The 16,415-nt window shown below is 73.0% G+C and carries 16 protein-coding genes and 1 pseudogene; 8 read left to right on the top strand and 9 right to left on the bottom strand.

Annotated features, from left to right (window positions below; all coding sequences use genetic code 11):
• Positions 1 to 132: 132 nt before the first annotated feature.
• Positions 133 to 891 (bottom strand): calcium-binding protein, encoded by a 759-nt coding sequence (locus IE273_RS08260; RefSeq protein ID WP_189814475.1) that lies wholly within the window; start codon positions 889 to 891, stop codon positions 133 to 135.
• A 141-nt stretch (positions 892 to 1,032) separates the two neighbouring features.
• Positions 1,033 to 4,191, bottom strand: a complete 3,159-nt coding sequence (locus IE273_RS08265) for a sacsin N-terminal ATP-binding-like domain-containing protein (RefSeq protein ID WP_189814476.1) — start codon at positions 4,189 to 4,191, stop codon at positions 1,033 to 1,035.
• A gap of 137 nt (positions 4,192 to 4,328) precedes the next feature.
• Here IE273_RS08265 and IE273_RS08270 point away from each other — a divergent pair, with 137 nt between their 5' ends.
• Positions 4,329 to 4,823, top strand: coding sequence for a hemerythrin domain-containing protein (locus IE273_RS08270; protein WP_189814477.1), 495 nt, complete (start codon positions 4,329 to 4,331; stop codon positions 4,821 to 4,823).
• Positions 4,824 to 4,843: 20 nt separating this feature from the next.
• On the opposite strand, the gene IE273_RS08275 is transcribed toward IE273_RS08270, so the two are convergent.
• Positions 4,844 to 5,806 (bottom strand): YihY/virulence factor BrkB family protein, encoded by a 963-nt coding sequence (locus IE273_RS08275; RefSeq protein ID WP_189814478.1) that lies wholly within the window; start codon positions 5,804 to 5,806, stop codon positions 4,844 to 4,846.
• 15 nt (positions 5,807 to 5,821) lie between these two features.
• A complete protein-coding gene (gene ppk2, locus IE273_RS08280) occupies positions 5,822 to 6,841 on the bottom strand; it encodes a polyphosphate kinase 2 (RefSeq protein ID WP_189814479.1) in 1,020 nt (339 codons plus the stop codon).
• Between the two features lie 129 nt (positions 6,842 to 6,970).
• Between ppk2 and IE273_RS08285 the strand changes: the two genes are divergently transcribed.
• Positions 6,971 to 8,596 (top strand): alkaline phosphatase D family protein, encoded by a 1,626-nt coding sequence (locus tag IE273_RS08285; RefSeq protein WP_189814480.1) that lies wholly within the window; start codon positions 6,971 to 6,973, stop codon positions 8,594 to 8,596.
• Between the two features lies 1 nt (position 8,597).
• Here IE273_RS08285 and IE273_RS08290 read toward each other — a convergent pair whose 3' ends face one another.
• Together IE273_RS08290 and IE273_RS08295 are read right to left on the bottom strand one after the other, a co-directional pair.
• Positions 8,598 to 8,792 carry a DUF397 domain-containing protein gene (locus IE273_RS08290; protein WP_189814481.1) on the bottom strand — a complete coding sequence of 65 codons (195 nt, stop codon included), beginning with the start codon at positions 8,790 to 8,792 and terminating at the stop codon, positions 8,598 to 8,600.
• A complete protein-coding gene (locus IE273_RS08295; protein ID WP_189814482.1) occupies positions 8,789 to 9,634 on the bottom strand; it encodes a helix-turn-helix domain-containing protein in 846 nt (281 codons plus the stop codon). The genes IE273_RS08290 and IE273_RS08295 overlap by 4 nt, the downstream gene beginning before the upstream one ends.
• A gap of 115 nt (positions 9,635 to 9,749) precedes the next feature.
• On the opposite strand from IE273_RS08295, the pseudogene IE273_RS08300 reads away from it, so the two are divergent.
• Positions 9,750 to 10,046: pseudogene (locus IE273_RS08300) on the top strand (ATP-binding protein); the annotation flags it as partial.
• Between the two features lie 119 nt (positions 10,047 to 10,165).
• Here the strand turns inward: IE273_RS08300 and IE273_RS08305 are convergent.
• Entirely contained in the window at positions 10,166 to 11,092 is a 927-nt protein-coding gene (locus IE273_RS08305; protein WP_189814483.1) for a DUF3027 domain-containing protein, read from the bottom strand.
• Positions 11,093 to 11,413: 321 nt separating this feature from the next.
• Here IE273_RS08305 and IE273_RS08310 point away from each other — a divergent pair, with 321 nt between their 5' ends.
• The 4 genes from IE273_RS08310 to IE273_RS08325 all read left to right on the top strand — a co-directional run bounded on the left by IE273_RS08310 (position 11,414) and on the right by IE273_RS08325 (position 14,913).
• On the top strand, positions 11,414 to 12,757 hold the full coding sequence (locus tag IE273_RS08310) for an MFS transporter (protein ID WP_189814639.1): 1,344 nt from the start codon (positions 11,414 to 11,416) through the stop codon (positions 12,755 to 12,757).
• 95 nt (positions 12,758 to 12,852) lie between these two features.
• Positions 12,853 to 13,350 carry a DUF2771 family protein gene (locus IE273_RS08315; protein ID WP_189814484.1) on the top strand — a complete coding sequence of 166 codons (498 nt, stop codon included), beginning with the start codon at positions 12,853 to 12,855 and terminating at the stop codon, positions 13,348 to 13,350.
• Positions 13,323 to 14,075 carry a futalosine hydrolase gene (locus IE273_RS08320; protein WP_189814485.1) on the top strand — a complete coding sequence of 251 codons (753 nt, stop codon included), beginning with the start codon at positions 13,323 to 13,325 and terminating at the stop codon, positions 14,073 to 14,075. The genes IE273_RS08315 and IE273_RS08320 overlap by 28 nt, the downstream gene beginning before the upstream one ends.
• Positions 14,065 to 14,913 carry a 1,4-dihydroxy-6-naphtoate synthase gene (locus IE273_RS08325; protein WP_189814486.1) on the top strand — a complete coding sequence of 283 codons (849 nt, stop codon included), beginning with the start codon at positions 14,065 to 14,067 and terminating at the stop codon, positions 14,911 to 14,913. The genes IE273_RS08320 and IE273_RS08325 overlap by 11 nt, the downstream gene beginning before the upstream one ends.
• A gap of 23 nt (positions 14,914 to 14,936) precedes the next feature.
• Here IE273_RS08325 and IE273_RS44925 read toward each other — a convergent pair whose 3' ends face one another.
• A complete protein-coding gene (locus IE273_RS44925; RefSeq protein WP_014673396.1) occupies positions 14,937 to 15,320 on the bottom strand; it encodes a cold-shock protein in 384 nt (127 codons plus the stop codon).
• A gap of 165 nt (positions 15,321 to 15,485) precedes the next feature.
• On the opposite strand from IE273_RS44925, the gene IE273_RS08335 reads away from it, so the two are divergent.
• Positions 15,486 to 15,749: a hypothetical protein gene (locus IE273_RS08335; RefSeq protein WP_030989395.1), complete on the top strand. Its 264-nt coding sequence runs from the start codon at positions 15,486 to 15,488 to the stop codon at positions 15,747 to 15,749.
• Here IE273_RS08335 and IE273_RS08340 read toward each other — a convergent pair.
• Positions 15,713 to 16,357 carry an HAD family hydrolase gene (locus tag IE273_RS08340; RefSeq protein WP_189814487.1) on the bottom strand — a complete coding sequence of 215 codons (645 nt, stop codon included), beginning with the start codon at positions 16,355 to 16,357 and terminating at the stop codon, positions 15,713 to 15,715. The genes IE273_RS08335 and IE273_RS08340 overlap by 37 nt on opposite strands.
• Between the last annotated feature and the right edge of the window lie 58 nt (positions 16,358 to 16,415).

A 16,415-nucleotide genomic window follows, 5' to 3' on the forward strand; every position in this document is an offset into this window, starting at 1 on the left:
GGGGCGGGTTGTACGGCAAGACCTCTTTCCGGCCAGATTTGGACCGGGGATTACCAGCACATGACACAACTGAGAAGGAACGTTCCGCCCCGGGAGCGACGGCAGGCACTCCCGGGGCCGGACGCGTGCCGCTTACTGCACGTCGACGAAGTCACCCGTGGCGTTGACCGCCGAGGTGGTCGAGCCGCCCGCGAAGGAGAAGCGGAAGTAGCCGTCGACCGTGGCGGTGGTCGTCGTCTTCAGGTTGCCCTTGGTGTCCGCCTTGATGGTCTTCAGCGTGGTGTAGGTGCTGGAGCTCTTCTTGCGGAACTGGAGCTTCACGGACTGCGAGCCGTAGCCGCCGTACTTCAGCGACTCCCAGTTGGCGCGGGTGAGGGCACCCGTCACGGTGACGGTCCTGCCCTTCTTCACCGGCTCCGGGGAGGCGTTGGCGGTGAGCCTGGCGGCGCGCTGGAAGGAGAAGGAGCCGGCCTTCTGCTTCCAGACGAAGTCGCCGTCCTCGGCGTCGACCCAGGCGTCCACGTACCAGGTGCCGGCGCTCTTGTTGGTGAGGTAGTCCGTCTTCGGGTCGATCTTCACCGAGGCGGTGCAGGTGGCGGTGGTGGCGTTGACCTTGGTGCAGGTGGGCTTGCCCGTGCCCGCGTACCCGTTGTCGGGGCCGTAGAGGGTGAACTCGTCGGCGCCCTTGATGCCGGAGTTGTCCGTGGCGGTGACGCTGACCTTGACGGTCACCGCGCTGGAGATGCCGACCTGCACCTTGTTGTCACCGTCGACCACCACCTTGGTGATCTTCGTGTCGCCGTAGCCGCCGTCGGCCTGGGCGGCCGGGACGGCGAGGGCGGACAGGGCCAGGGCGCCGCCGACAACGGCGACAGAGGCACGGATGCGCATGTGTGGTCCCCACGTTGAGATCTGGGGAGTCGGGTGACTCCGCAGATGTGACGCGGGGACGGAGTGAAAGGTTGTACGAGTCGTGAAAATTTTGTGCGGGCGTGTTTCAGTGGGTGCCGGCCCCCGCGGAACGGGCCCGGGTCAGTCGAACCACCGGTCCCGCGCCAGCTCTTCCGTCCGGGACGGGTCCTCCAGCAGCGCGGCCACCTCGAACCGCCGGGGCCACTGCCCCGCCGCCCAGGCCAGCCCCGCCGCGACCCCCTCCAGGGTGGCCGCGTGCGGCACGCCGTCGTCGGTGAGCCGCCAGTCGATCTCCACGCCGTCCACGACGAGTTCCTCGTGCTCGACGTAGGTGTCCGGCGTACGCGGCCCGAGCAGCACCCGCACCGGGTCCGGTACGTCGTGCTCGGTCCCCTCGGAGTGCACCTCACCGGTGACGGACTCGCTCAGCCGCCGCACCTGGAACAGCTCGGCCAGCTCGGCGGCCCGCGCCGGCCGGACCGGCAGCAGCGGCACACCCGAGGTGAACGGCAGCAGGTCCGGTGAGTCGACCACGACGGCCGACCCGGCGTCCACGACCTCCACGCGTCCGTCGACCACGGCCCGCAGCTCGTCCGGCAGGGTCACCTGCTCGGGATCCAGCTCCGCCAACGCGCTGTACAGCCCGTGCAGTTGGGCGGGCGTGACGGGCCGCTCCGGGTCGGCGAGGCGGTCCAGCAGTTCGGCGGCGCCGCCGGGCTCGTCCAGCAGCGCGCCGACCGAGGTGCGCACGCCGAGCGCCCGCAGCACCTGCTCGTCCCCGAACCCGGTGGCGTCGGCCTCGTCGTACAGCCCGCGCAGCAGCGGGTCCCCGCCGGCCGCGAGCAGCCCGGCCGGGCGCCGCCCGTCGAGCACCGGGTGCCCGCGCAGCCACCACGCGGTGTACGGCCGTACGACCTCATGGGTGCCGTCGGGCAGCAGGACGCGCACGGGCTGGATGAGGGCGTCCCGCAGCGGCGGCCGGGCCAGCAGGGCGAGCGCCTCGGGCCAGTGGTCGTCGTCCACCAGGTCCAGGTCGCGGACGGCGACGAGTTCGGTGGCGACCGGCGGCACCGGGCTGTCCGGGAACCGGTCGAGGATGTCCTCGCACCACACGTCCACGGCGTCCAGCAGTCCGGCGTCGTCGGGCTCGGCGTAGTCGCCCTCGCGGGGCTCCAGCTCGTCGGGGTCCAGGACGACGTCCGTGGCCCGGACGAGCGCGAAGCCGGCGAGCACCCCGCACGCGGCGAGCGGCTGCTCACCCCACCTCTCCGCCAGGTCGGCGTCCACGGCGGCCAGTTCACCCTCCCGGATGACCCGGGCGAAGGGGCTGCCGGGGAACACCAGCTCACCGGCGGGCGCGAGTTCCCCGTCCTCGTCGGGCAGCGCGAGGGCGCCCAGCCAGGGCTCGTCCCCCGGTTCGAGTCCCGCGTCCCGCACCAGTGCGAGCACCGTGTCGGCCAGTTCCTCGGCGTCCGGCGCGTCCTCCTCCCAGCCGAGGGCGCCGTCGTCCTCCAGCGAGCCCGCCACGGCGGCCCGCACCTGAGGCGTGGTCAGCACCGCGCGCGGGGTCGCGGGCAGCGCGCCGAGCTTCTCCAGCAGCGGGTGCGCGGCGTCCGCGTGCGCCACCTTCAGTCCGAGCCGCCCGAGCACGTCCGGGTCGATCCGGGCGGCGTCCGGCGCGGGCAGCAGCACCTGCCGGGGCCCGATCGTGGTTCGCCCTCCCCCAGAGCCGAAAGCCTGGGAGGTGCCCCCAGCCAAAGGCACCGGCAGCCCGGACAGCCGCTCGGGGTCGACCCCGGCGAGGCTGTCGTACAGCCGCCACCACCACCGCGGTTCCTTCTCCAGTCCGGCGAGCCGGTCGACGGCGTCGGCGAGCGGCAGCCGGGCCACCCCGAGGGTGCGCAGCTCGGCGCGCCGCTCCAGCCCCGCCGGGAGCAGGGTGGGCAGCACCTCGGCGAGCACCCGCACGGTGTCGGCGCCGGCACCCTCCACGATCTCGGCGTCGCGGGGCCGCAGCGCCTCCGGCAGTTCGTCGTCGCCCTTCGCCTCGACGGCCGGGGGCAGGAAGGCGGTGCGCGGCAGCCGCTCCAGCACGGCCTGGCGCAGGGCCCCGTCCAGCGCGCCCTTGCCGAGCGGCCCCGGCACGAGGTCGATGATCCCGGCCAGCACCGGCCGCCAGGAGGCGAGCAGTCCGGCGTACGCGTCGGCGGCGCGCTCCACCAGGAAGTCGGTGAGCGGGCCGGGAGCCGCGTGCCGGCGGGTGGTGTCCAGCGGGAAGGAGGCGATGAGCAGGGCGGGCACGCCGAGGGGCTCGTCGCTCGGCGTCGGCGCGTGCACGACGGGGCTCGTACGGGGCCGGGCCGGGGCGCCGTAGGCGTCGACGGGCACGGCCCAGGTCACCGACCAGTGCGGACGCAGCCGTTCCTCGACCGGCCGGTCGGCGAGGAGCTCGGGCGTGAGCGCCCCGTTCGCCGAGGCCGTACGCCAGTTGGTGATGCCGTCCCGGGAGTCCTCCACGATGGTGAAGGGGCCGTCGGTACGCCGGCTGAGCGTGCGGGGAGCTTCGTCGCCGACCTCCACGACGACTTCCGCCAGCCCCGGCAGGGCGAGGAGCAGGGCGTCGTCGACGCCGTCGAGCAGCCGCTCGGCGAGGTCGGCGGCGGCGGCGTCCCGCAGCGGCAGGATGACGGCGGTGTCGTACGGCTCGGGAGCGGTGCCCTCGGCGGCGAAGGGCAGCCGGAGCAGGGGCACGTGCCCGTCCCGCCGCCGCACCTCGTCCCCGAGCCCGGGGCTGTGCCGGGCGGTGTCGGCGGCCAGCTCCCTGGCCTCGGCGAGGGACCAGCGCACACCCCCGTGCCGCCCCACGATCGCCGGTTCGTCGGTGACGGCGAGCACGGCGGCGAACCCGACCCCGAACCGGCCGACGGCACCGGGCGTGGCCTCGGCGTCCCGCTTCGCGGAGGCCCGCAGCGTGGACAGCGACTCGACACCGGCCGCGTCCAGCGGGGCCCCGGTGTTCGCGGCCACGAGCACGCCGTCGCGGAGGGTGAGCCGCAACCGCCCCGGCACCTGCGCCCGCGCGGCGGCGTCGGCGGCGTTCTGGGCCAGCTCGACGACGAGCCGGTCCCGGTACCCCCCGAGGACCAGATCCTCCTCGGCGTTGGCGTCCTCCCGGAACCGGGCGGGGCTGGTCGCCCAGGCGTCGAGGACACCGCGACGCAGACGGGCGGTGCCGAAGGGGTCGGCGCCCTCGGCCGCCGGCCGCACGAACTTGCTCACGTTGACTCTCCTCTACGACGTGAGGACGAAGGTACAGCGCGGAGCCGGGAGGCCATCAACGCGGACGGTGGGGGTAGTCGGTGGGAACCCATCCATTGGCACGGTAGTGCCGTACGTACGAAGGTGGTGCCCGTTCCATGGCCGAAACCCGGGATGTCGTCGAGCTGATCCTCCAGGACCACCGGCGCATGGAGGACCTGTTCCGCCTCATGCGCAGCGTGGAGGCCGACCGTGCGTCCGCGCTGGAGGAGTTCGCGGACCTGCTGATCGCGCACGCGCTGGCCGAGGAGGCCGAGGTCTACCCCGCCCTGAAGCGGTACAGGAACATCGACGACGAAGAGGTCGAGCACGGCGAGCACGAGCACGACGAGGGCAACGAGGCCCTGCTGGCCCTCCTGGAGGTCGACGAGGTCGGCTCCGAGGAGTGGGACGAGAAGCTGGAGGCGCTGGTGGAGGCCGTCACCCACCACGCCGACGAGGAGGAGCGCACGATCCTCAACGGGGCGCGCGAGAACGTGGCGGCGGAGCGGCGCGCGGAGCTGGGCGCGGCGTTCCTCGAAGAGCGTGAGCGCCGGCTGAAGGCCGGATGCGGCTCGGTCGACAACGTGCGCCGCCTCGTGAAGTCGTCCTGACCCCGCCTCGGGGCCGGGGCTCAGGGACCCGGCCCCGGGTCCGGCCTGACGGCACGGCCCAGACCGGCGCGGGCCGCTTCCAGCTGCGCGGCGAACGCGATGCCCAGGAACAGGGCGATGCCGGTCAGGTTGGCCCACAGCAGCAGCGCCACGAAGGCCGTGAGCGGCCCGTACACGGCGCCGAAGGAGCCGCTGCGGGAGACGTAGAGCGTCAGCAGCCAGGTCGCGGTGACCCACAGCACCAGGTGGACGCCGGAACCGAAGGCCAGCCAGGTGTACCCGGGCTGGTCCCGGCGCGGCGACCAGCGGAGGATGACGGCGGAGGCGATCCAGGCGAGGGCCGTCCCCACGGGGATCTCCAGGGCGCCCCACCACGCCGGGGGCCGGGAGGTGCCCAGCGCCTCGGCCGTCGCGGCGGTCACGGCCCGGCCGGCGACCAGCACCAGGAAGCCCAGGACCATGGGCACGCCGGCGGCGAAGGCGAGCAGCACGGCCCTGCCGTACTTGCGCGGGAAGGGCCGGTCCCGTTCGATGCCGTAGATCCGGTTGGCGCCCCGTTCCACCTGGCCCATCGCCGAGGCCAGGTTGAGGACGGAGAAGGCCAGCCCCAGACAGAGCGCCACGGTGCTCCACGCGTCGGAGCCGGCGGTGCGGCGGGTGCCGCGCAGCGCCTCGCGGACCACGTCGGCGCTGGCGCCCGGCACGATCCTGCCCAGGGTCAGCTCGACGATCCGCCCCAGGCTCTCCGTGTGCGCGGCCGTGGCGAGGCCGACCAGCGCGATGGTGAACGGCACCAGGCCCAGCACGATCTGGAAGCCGAGGGCGCGGGCGTTGGTGAAGCCGTCGGCGTAGCGGAACCGGGAGAAGGCGTCGAGCAGCAGGCGCGCGCCCCCGTAGCGGCGCAGCGCGGTGAAGGCCTCGTCGCCGGAGAGCTCGTCCCCGATCATGTCCCGGGTCTGCGGGACGTGCACCACCGTTCCCATGGTCCGGGTTCCTCCTCACCTGTGGCCGCGGCCGGCCGGCACCGCGGGGTCCGGGTGGTTCCCGGGTCCGCCGCCCGGTCCGGCCAGCGGGGTCGGCGACAGGGCCGTGGGTTCCTCACCCGGTTCGAGCAGGGTGTCCGCCGCGCCGACGACCAGCGGGTCGGGGGTGCCGACCACCTCGTGGTCCTTGGCCGGGTAGTCGAAGCGGTCCAGGAGGCTGCGCATCGCCTCCAGCCGGCCCCGCCGCTTGTCGTTGTTCTTCACGACCGTCCAGGGCGCGTGCGCGGTGTCGGTCGCCCGGAACATGTCGACCTTGGCCGCGGTGTACTCGTCCCAGCGGTCGAGGGAGGCCAGGTCGGTCGGGGAGAGTTTCCAGCGGCGCACCGGGTCGACCTGCCGGATCGCGAACCGGGTCCGCTGCTCGGCGCGGGACACCGAGAACCAGAACTTCACCAGCAGGATGCCGTCGTCGGTGAGCAGCCGCTCGAACAGCGGGGCCTGCCGCAGGAACTGCCGGTGCTCGGCTTCCGTGCAGAACCCCATGACCCGCTCGACCCCGGCCCGGTTGTACCAGGACCGGTCGAAGAAGACCGTCTCCCCGCGGGCCGGCAGGTGCGTCACGTACCGCTGGAAGTACCACTGCCCCGCCTCCCGCTCGGTCGGCTTGTCCAGCGCCACCACGCGGGCCCCCCGGGGGTTCAGCCGCTCGGTGAACCGCTTGATGGTGCCGCCCTTGCCGGCCGCGTCCCGCCCCTCGCACACCACGACGATCCGCTGCCCCGTGTCCTTCACCCAGCGCTGGAGCTTGAGCAGTTCGATCTGGAGGATCCGCTTGGTCCGCTCGTACTCGCGCCGGCCGATCCGGTGGTCGTAGGGGTGGTTCTCCCGCCAGGTCTCGACCGGCCGGCCGCCGGCGTCCAGCAGCACCGGCCGCTCCGGCTGCCGGTCGTCCACCTCGAACCCCCGCAGCAGGTCGTCCCCGCCCGTCGTGTCCCGGGCCTCCCGTGCCTCGGTCGCCCGCCCGTGCTCGGTCACGACACCACCTCTCTCAACGGGGCCGCCCCCCCGGTCTCCTCACACGTGCCCGCCCGGACGGGTCCCAGACGCCTGTACCGTCGCTGGGGTCGTTCCTTCCCGTGCCGTACGAGACAGAGAGGCGATGACGTGGCCGAACTGCGTCTGGGACCGCTGCTGCGGTACACCGACGGCTCCCGCGCGACCGTGTGGGTCGAGACGAGCGGGACCTGCACGGCGCGGGTGCGCTGTTCCGACGGCGCGGGCGGCACGGCCGCCACCTTCCAGGTGGCCGGGCACCACTACGCGCTCGTCACGGTGACCGGGCTCCAAGCAGGCACCGCCCCCTCCTACGAGGTGTTCCTCGACGACACCCCGGTGTGGCCCCTGCCCGACTCCCGCTTCCCGCCCTCCGTCATCCGCACGCCCGGCACCGGCGACGCCGTCCGCGTCACCTTCGGGTCGTGCCGCTGGGCCGCGCCCCCGGCGGACGGCAAGGACCCGGTCGGCCCCGACGCCCTCGACACCCTGGCCCGCCGGCTGTCGGACGACCCCGGCGCCGAGCGCCCCGACGTGCTGCTGCTCCTGGGCGACCAGATCTACGCGGACGAGACCTCCGAGGAGACCCGGCGTTGGCTGGCCGGCCGCCGGAACCTCGACGAGCCGCCCGGCGGCCAGGTCGCCGACTACGAGGAGTACTGCCACCTCTACTACGAATCCTGGCTCGACCCCGAGGTCCGCTGGCTGCTGTCCACCGTGCCCAGCTTCATGATCTTCGACGACCACGACATCGTGGACGACTGGAACACCTCCGCCTCCTGGCTCGCCGACATGCGCGCCACCGACTGGTGGCAGGAACGGCTGCTGAGCGGCCTGATGTCGTACTGGGTCCACCAGCACCTGGGCAACCTGTCCCCCGCCGAACTGGACGACGACCCCACCTGGGCCGCCGTCCGCGCCACCCCGGACGGTACGAAGGCACTGCGCGCCCTGGCCGAACAGGCCGACGCCGACTCCTCGACGGTCCGCTTCAGCTACCGGCGCGACTTCGGCCGGGTCCGGGTGGTGATGGTCGACTCCCGGGCCGCACGGGTCCTGGAGGAGGGCCGCCGCTCCATGCTCGACCCGGGCGAGGCCGACTGGCTGCGCGCACAGGTCCTGGACGACGAGGGCGCCTACGACCATCTCCTGATCGGCACCTCGCTGCCCTGGCTGCTGCCGCACCTGGTGCACGACACCGAGGGCTGGGACGCGGCCCTGTGCGCCGGGGAACGCGGCGACCGCTGGGCCCGCTTCGGCGAGTGGCTGCGGCGCGGGGCCGACCTGGAGCACTGGGCGGCCTTCCCCCGCTCCTTCGCCGACCTCGCCGCCCTCATCGCCGACGTCGCGGCGGCGCCGGGCGCCCCGGCGAGCGTGTGCGTGCTCTCCGGGGACGTGCACCACGGCTACATCGCCGAGGCCACCTGGCGCTCCGGCGACCTCGGCGTCCCCGTCGTCCAGCTCACCTGCTCACCCGTGCACAACTCCGTGCCGGCGGCCATGCGGATCGGCTTCCGCGTCGGCTGGAGCGCGCCGGCCCGCGTCCTGGGCCGCCTGCTCGCCCGGCACGGCCGCACCCCCCGGCCGCCGGTGCGGTGGCGCAAGCGGGGTGGGCCGTGGTTCGGCAACCAGCTCATGACGCTGACGCTGAGCGGCCGTTCGGCCCGCCTGCGCCTGGAAAGCACCGGCAAGGAGGCGAGACTCGACACGGTCCACGAGACGAGCCTCACCGGCTAGTTCAGCGCCGGGCGGCGTAGGAGACGAACTCCGTCCAGGTGCCGGGGCCGACGGTGAGGAGGGGGCCGTTGGTGTTCTTGGAGTCGCGGATGTGGATGGCGGTGGGGGTGGGGGCGGCGTCCCAGTCCAGGGCGACTTCGACGCAGGAGTCGGCTTCGCTGCTGCTGCTGTAGCTGCTCTTGAACCAGCGGATCATGTTGCCCCCAGCAGATGCTCGATGAAGGTCGTCGACTCACGGGGAGTGAGCGCCTGCGCCCGGATGATGCCGTAGCGCAGCTCAAGGATACGGAGATGCTTGGGGTCCTCCACCCTGCGGCCGTTGGCCACTGCGGGGGAGCGGCCCACTGCCGAGCCGTCCGCGAACTTCAGCACCTCGATCCCGCCCGCCACTCCCGCATGCTCCTGGCGGTCCATCGGCATTACCTGAATCTCGACGTTCCTCAACTGGCTTACCTCAAGGAGGTGTTCGAGCTGCTGACGCAACACCTTCTCACCCCCGAGGGGGCGTCGCAGCGACCACTCGTCCTGGACGAAGCTGATCTCCGGCGCAGGATCCCGCTCGAAGAGCACCTTCCGAGCGATACGGCCCCCGACGCCGCGTTCCACCACGTCGTCGGTGTAGGCAGGCCGACGCATCCGCAGCAACGCCCGGGCGTACTCCGGCGTCTGGAGCAGCCCGTGGATGTTCAGCGGATCGTAGAGCTGAAGCTCCACCGCCTTCGCCTCCAGCTCCGCCAAAGCCCGAACCTTCTTCGGGTACCGGACCTTCTCCACGTCCTCCTTCATCGCCGCGAGCAACCCACCCGCGTCCAGGACCTTGTCCGCCTTGTCGAGGTACTCCGGCCTCGGAATCCGCTTGCCCGACTCCACCTTGTAGACCATGTCCTCGCTGTAGCCCACGGCCCTGGCGAAGTCGGCGGCGCGCAGGGCCACCGCTTCCCGGCGCAGCCTCAGTTGGCGGCCGACGGTCGCGATGACGGCGACGCCCCACTCGTCGTCCGGCTCGACCTCCCAGCCCGGCTCCTCTTCCTCACTCACACCGCACCCCCTTCCCCGACATGCCCGGACACCACCGGACACGCGCTGGACAGTGACCCTACGCAACCGCGTCGTCACTGTTCAGAGGTAGCAGGCGCGGCCCACTCTGAGTGATGTGAACCAGGAAATCTCCACCCACATCTCCACCCCCATCCCGAACTTCACCGCGCGGCTCTCCCCCACGCCGCGCGGGGCCCGTCTCGCCCGGCTGCTCGCCAGGGAGCAACTGCGGTCCTGGGGACTGCCGTTGGACCCGGCGGAGCTGATCGTGGCCGAGCTCGCCGCCAACGCGGCCGGTCACGGCCGGGTGGCCGGCCGGGACTTCCGGCTGACGCTGTACGCCGTCGGGGACACGCTCCGTATCGAGGTGACCGACACGCGCGGTGACCGGCTGCCCGAACTCGGCCGTCCGGAAGCGGACGCGGAGGGCGGGCGGGGGCTGCTCCTCGTGGCGGCGCTGGCGGAGCGCTGGGGTACGGCGCACGGGCCCGCGCCGCGCAAGACGGTGTGGGCCGAGGTGCGCCTGAAGGCTCAGGAGTGGCCGAGTTCCGCCGTCTCGTCGTCGCCGGTCTCCGGGACCGAGCCGGAGTCGCGGGCCGGGCGGAGCGGGAAGGGGTCGACCCGGGTCTCGTCGACGACCGGCGAGGCCGGCTGCGGGGGCTTCGGCATGACCGCCGCCTCCGAGTGGCCGCCGCAGCCGTAGGCGAGGGAGACCACGCGGCCGTCCGCCGGGGAGAACTCGTTGGCGCAGACGCCGAAGGCCTGACCGAGGGAGCCGCCGATGGGCGAGAGGAAGCCGCAGCTCACGCAGGTGGCGGGGGCCGCCTGGGCCATGGCCGTCTTGGGGCCGAACGCCTCTTCCCAGCGGTCGGCGGCGCTGTGCAGGCCGTAGCGGGACAGGACGCGGGCGCGGCGCATGCCGAGTTCCTCGGCGACGGACGCGAGGGAGCCACGGAAGGGCACCGTCGGCTGGGTGGCGGGGGCGCCCGGCGTGACGTCGGCGTCCTCCGCCTCCGCCAGTTCCCGCATCTCCTCGGAGACCACCGAGTTCGGCGGCGGCTCCTCCTCGCCCGTGTAGCCGGGCTCCAGGCGCAGGTCGTCCTGGTCGGTGGGGAGCAGGTCGCCGGGGCCGAGGTCGCCGGGGCGCAGGCGCTCGCTCCACGGGACCCACTCGGGGGCGAGCAGGGCGTCGGGGCCGGGGAGGAGGACGACCTCGTCGAGCGTGACGACCTTGGCGCGGGAAGCGCGGGCCACCGTCACCGCCCAGCGCCAGCCGCGGTAGCCCAGTTCCTTGCACTCGAAGAAGTGCGTGACCACACGGTCGCCCTCCGACACCAGGCCGGCGTGCTCGCCGACCACGCCGGGCGCGGCGGCCTCCTCGGCGGCGGTGCGGGCGAGGTCGACGGCCTCGGCGCACAGGCGGTCGGGGGTGCGGCTTCGCGTGGTCGCTGCGCTCACAGGTATCGCTTCTCTCCTACGCCGTCTCGTCGAGTGCGGCTGCCTCCGGCGGTTTCGCCGACGGAGCGGACCTGGGGACCGCATCGACGTCTGCATCCGCGCGCCTGGGCGCACCTCTGCCATCCATTCTGCGTTATGGCTGAGATAGGCACGCTACACCGGACGAGATTCGTGCATATTCCCACCCGCCCCTCTGCCTGCGCCGACCGGGGTCGTGTGCCGCCACACCCGTCCGATCCGCACTATCCGGCGGTATCTCGGGGCACTATGAACGTCGTGGCAGCCGCGGACAGGGCGAATGGTCGGGGCGGTTCGGGCCGGGTGGGCGGGGCCGTCCGCTCGGTCGGCCGTGCCCTGCACTTCCCCGTGACCGGTACGGCGCGGGGCATCCGCAGGGTCACGCACGCGCACGGCGCAGGCGAGTCGGGTCTGGGCAAGCTGATCGAACTGCACGCGGTGAACGGCGCGGGGGACGTGATGGTCACCGTGGCGCTCGCGTCCACGGTGTTCTTCTCGGTGCCGACCGACGAGGCGCGCGGCCGGGTCGCCCTCTACCTCGCGATCACCATGGCGCCCTTCACTGTCCTGGCGCCCGTCATCGGCCCCCTCCTGGACCGGCTGCCGCACGGGCGGCGGGCCGCGATGGCCGGGGCGATGCTGGCGCGGGCACTGCTCTCGCTGATCATCTCGGGGGCGGTGGCGAGCGGCAGCTTGGAGCTGTACCCGGCGGCGCTGGGCGTGCTGGTGGCCTCCAAGGCGTACGGGGTGGTCCGCAGCGCGGTCGTGCCACGGCTGCTGCCGCCGCGGTTCTCGCTCGTGAAGGCCAACTCCCGGGTGACGCTCGCCGGGCTGCTGGCCACCGGTGCCGCCGCGCCGGTCGCGGCGGGGCTGCACGCCCTCGGCGATCCGTGGCCGCTCTACGGCGCCTTCGTGATCTTCGTCGCCGGTACGTTCCTGTCGTTCTCCCTGCCGCCCAAGGTGGACTCGGCCAAGGGCGAGGACGTGGCGCTGCTCGCGGCCGACGAGCAGCATCTGCGCGGGCCGCACCGGGGGCAGGCCAAGCGGCCGGGGCTGCGGACGGTCGGGCCTGCCGTCACGCACGCGCTCGGGGCCAACGCCGCCCTGCGCTGCCTGTCCGGCTTCCTGATCTTCTTCCTCGCCTTCCTGCTGCGCGAGCACCCGCTGACCGGGGAGAGCGCGGCGGTGTCGCTGGGCATAGTGGGCGTCGCGGCCGGCGCGGGCAACGCCCTCGGCACGGCCGTGGGGGCCTGGCTCCGCTCCCGGGCACCGGAGATCATCATCGTGACCGTGGTCGCGGTGGTGCTCGGTACGGCGGTCGTCGCCGCCCTCTTCTTCGGCGCGTTCCTGGTGGCCTGCCTGGCCGCGGTCGCCGGGTTCGCGCAGGCGCTGGCCAAGCTGGCGCTGGACGCGCTGATCCAGCGGGACGTGCCCGAGCTGGTGCGCACCTCGGCGTTCGCCCGCTCCGAGACGCTGCTCCAGATGGCGTGGGTGTTCGGCGGCGCGGTCGGCATCGTGATGCCGCTCAACGGCACGCTCGGGCTGCTGGTCGGCGCCGCCTTCGTGGCCGTCGGCTGGCTGAGCACGCTCAGGGGGCTGCTCGCCTCGGCCCGCCACGGCGGCCGGACCTCGACCCGGGTGGCGTGAGGGGCGTGGTGGGCGCGGGCACGCGTGGCGTAACGAACCGGGCACGCCGTACCCCACGTGGGCGGACGGCTCGGGGCGCCCGATAGCCTTCGGCCATGACCACGCTGCCCCGCGGCGAAGCCGCTGATGTACACCGCGTTGCGCGACGCCGCCGCGTCGTCGCCGCCGCCGGCGCCGTTTCCGCCGGACTGCTCGTCCTGTCGGCCTGCGACAAGCCGACGCCCGTCGCGACGATCACCGTCGGCGGGCACTCGGTCAACTCCGAGGCCGTCTGCTACAACGACGGCAAGGCGCTGGACGAGGCGTCGCTGAAGGAGTGCGTCAAGAACGCCGACGACATCAAGTCGATCAAGGTCGGTCAGGACGAGACCGTCCGGATCGGCGTCGACCCGAAGATCGCCGACGCGGGCTGGATCGTGCTGGTCAACGGTCGCCAGTTCAGCGACTCCAGCAAGGAGACGTACCGCACGATCCCGAGCAGCGCGTTCTTCAACGTCCAGTACGGCACCCAGGGCAACACCAACACCCTGTCGATCCGGATGGGCGAGAACACGAACAAGGGCATGTGGTCCTTCAAGCTGAAGAAGGCCTGATCACGACGTCCCTTCCGGTCCCGGTCCTGGTCGCCACCGCGGTCCCCGTCGAGCGGGAAGCGGTGGCCCGGGCGTTGCCCGCGACGGCCGGGGAGGTACGGCTGCCGGGCGCGTCCCTGGTCCGTACGACCGCGGGCTGGGACCTGCTGGCCGCCGGCGTCGGCCCGGCGCTCGCCGCCGCCACGACCGCCGGCGCCCTCACCGCCGCCGCGCTGGCGGGCCGCCCCTACGGTCTGGTCGTCTCGGCCGGGATCGGCGGCGGCTTCCCGCCCGGGGCGCCCCTCGGCTCGCTCGTCGTCGCGGACGCGATCACCGTCGCCGACCTGGGCGCCGAGACCGCCGACGGCTTCCTTCCGGTCACCGAACTCGGGTTCGGGACCGTCACCCACCGCCCGCCGGAATCACTCGTACGAGTCGTGTCCGAGGCCACCGGTGCCCGAACCGGCACGATCCTGACCGTCTCCACGGTGACCGGCACGGCCGCCCGCGCCGCCGCCCTGCGTGCCCGGCACCCCGGCGCGCTCGCCGAGGGCATGGAGGGGTTCGGGGTGGCGGAGGCCGCCGCCGCGCACGGTGTGCCCGTGCTGGAGATCCGCGCGGTCTCCAACCCGGTGGGACCCCGCGACCGCGCCGCCTGGCGCATCGGGGACGCCCTCACCGCCCTCACCGAGGGCTTCGGGAAGCTCGCGCCCGCATTGGAGAGTTGGAACCCACATGACCGCTGAACCGCTGGAGATCGCGTACTCCCCCTGCCCGAACGACACCTTCGTCTTCGACGCCCTCGCCCACGGCCGCGTCCCCGGCGCCCCCGCGCTGGACGTGACCTTCGCCGACATCGACATCACCAACGGCATGGCCGAGCGCGGCGAGTTCGACGTGCTGAAGGTGTCGTACGCCGTCCTGCCGTACGTCCTCGACGAGTACGCGCTGCTGCCGTGCGGCGGTGCGCTGGGCCGGGGCTGCGGACCGCTGGTGCTCACCCGGGAGGCGGAGGCCGACCTTACGGGCCGTACGGTCGCGGTGCCGAGCGAGAAGTCGACCGCGTACCTGCTGTTCCGGCTGTGGGCCGCCGACACCCTGCCGGGCGGGGTGGGCGAGATCGTGGTCATGCCGTTCCACGAGATCATGCCGGCCGTGCGGGACGGCAAGGTGGACGCGGGCCTGGTCATCCACGAGGCCCGCTTCACCTACCAGAACTACGGGCTGCACAAGCTCGCCGACATGGGCGAGCACTGGGAGCGCACCACCGGGCTGCCGATCCCGCTGGGCGCGATCATCGCCAAGCGGTCACTGGGCGCCGAGCGGCTCGGCCGGCTCGCCGACGCCGTCCGGGCCTCCGTACGGGCCGCCTGGGACGACCCGGAGGTCTCCCGGCCGTACGTCATGGAGCACGCGCAGGAGATGGACCCGGCCGTCGCCGACCAGCACATCGGGCTCTACGTCAACGAGTTCACGGCCGACCTCGGCGAGGACGGCTACGCGGCGATCCGGGGGCTGCTCACGCGCGCGGCGGCCGAAGGGCTGGTGCCGCCCCTCGGCCCCGACGCGCTCGCTTTCCCGTAATGCGGGCCGGGCCCCGGATACGGTCAGACGTCCAGCTGGTCGGCGACCGCGCGGAGCAGGCCGGCGATCTTCTTGCCGGAGGCCTTGTCCGGGTAACGGCCCTTCTCCAGCATCGGCGTGATGTTCTCAAGAAGGGTCGTCAAATCCTGCACGATCGACGCCAGCTCGTCCGGCTTCTTGCGCTGGGCGGCGGCGACGGACGGCGTCGGGTCGAGCACGATCACCGAGAGGGCCTGGTCACCGCGCTGACCGGCGACGACACCGAACTCCACGCGCTGTCCCGGCTTGAGCGCATCGACTCCGGCGGGGAGAACCGAGGAATGGACGAAGACGTCACCGCCGTCGTCGCGGGAGAGAAAGCCGAAGCCCTTCTCGCTGTTGAACCACTTGACCTTGCCGGTAGGCACGTCTGTCCTCGTCCTCGTACTCGTCGGGAAAACTACTTCGGAAACGGCTCTTGATAGCACTAGAGCGGGTCGACCACGACCCGCCGGTACCAAGGCTAATGGTCTTGGGGCGGGTGACAAGACGTCCCCCGGTTGTTCTCTCGCGCAGGGAACTACCCTGGTCCGGTGCGTGACAAAACCCAAACGAATTCCGCCGCGCCCGGTGACCGACTGATCCGCGCCGGTGCCGTCGTCTTCTTCCTCGGGGCCGTGGCCACCCTCGTCACAGTGGCTCCGCTGTTCCTCGGGGCGAAGCCATTTCCGACCTACATGTTCGGATTGAGCATGCTCATGGCCGTCGGATTCCTCGTGGCCGGCGCGGGTGTCCTGCGCTCCGTCGCCGCCGGACGGCGTCAGGCGAGGGGTGCGGCGCCGGGCGCCTCGCGGTAGCCGCCGAGCCACGCGGGGAACGCGGACAGGTCCGGCAGGACGACGTCCGCGCCGGCCGCCCGCAGCTCGTCGGCCGGGCACGGGCCGGTCGCCACGGCGACCGAAAACGCACCCGCCGCACGGGCGCCGCGGACGTCCCCGACGTGATCGCCGACGTACACGCCCGCGCCGTACTCGCGCAGTGCCTCGGCCTTCTGCTCGGCCCACAGGTCGCCGACGACCACGTCCGGCTCGATGCCGAGGTGGGCCAGGTGCAGCTTGGCGTTCGGCTCGTACTTCGCCGTGACCACCATCGTGCGTCCGCCGGCCGCCCGCACCGCGTCGATCGCCTCCCGGGCGCCGTCCATGGCGGGCGTCGCGGCGATCGCTATGGAGGGGTACATCTCCCGGTACAGGTCGGCCACCGCCGGCACCTCGTCGGCCGGGAACCAGTGGATCAGCTCCTCCGCGAGCGGCGGGCCCAGCCGGGTCACCGCCAGGTCGGCGTCGATGAACGTACCCGTGCGCTCCGCCAGGGCCAGGTAGCAGGCACGGATGCCCGGGCGGGAGTCGATGAGGGTCATGTCGAGGTCGAAACCGACGGTCAGCGAGGAGGCCATGCGGGCCATTGTGCCGGGTGCCTCCGGCGGTTCGGCCGGGTGGGGTTCGGGGGGCGAGGGTGCTTTG

The sequence above is a fragment of the Streptomyces olivaceoviridis genome (assembly GCF_014650115.1).
In the GTDB taxonomy this organism is placed as follows: Bacteria; Actinomycetota; Actinomycetes; order Streptomycetales; family Streptomycetaceae; genus Streptomyces; species Streptomyces olivaceoviridis.

What these genes read in the sequence shown, in the direction of transcription:
- IE273_RS08260 (WP_189814475.1), bottom strand. Translation starts at nt 891, where the DNA reads ATGCGCATCCGTGCCTCTGTCGCCGTTGTCGGCGGCGCCCTGGCCCTG.
- IE273_RS08270 (WP_189814477.1), top strand. Translation starts at nt 4,329, where the DNA reads ATGGCCGAAACCCGGGATGTCGTCGAGCTGATCCTCCAGGACCACCGG.
- IE273_RS08275 (WP_189814478.1), bottom strand. Translation starts at nt 5,806, where the DNA reads ATGGGAACGGTGGTGCACGTCCCGCAGACCCGGGACATGATCGGGGAC.
- IE273_RS08290 (WP_189814481.1), bottom strand. Translation starts at nt 8,792, where the DNA reads ATGATCCGCTGGTTCAAGAGCAGCTACAGCAGCAGCAGCGAAGCCGAC.
- IE273_RS08315 (WP_189814484.1), top strand. Translation starts at nt 12,853, where the DNA reads ATGACCACGCTGCCCCGCGGCGAAGCCGCTGATGTACACCGCGTTGCG.
- IE273_RS08325 (WP_189814486.1), top strand. Translation starts at nt 14,065, where the DNA reads ATGACCGCTGAACCGCTGGAGATCGCGTACTCCCCCTGCCCGAACGAC.
- IE273_RS08340 (WP_189814487.1), bottom strand. Translation starts at nt 16,357, where the DNA reads ATGGCCCGCATGGCCTCCTCGCTGACCGTCGGTTTCGACCTCGACATG.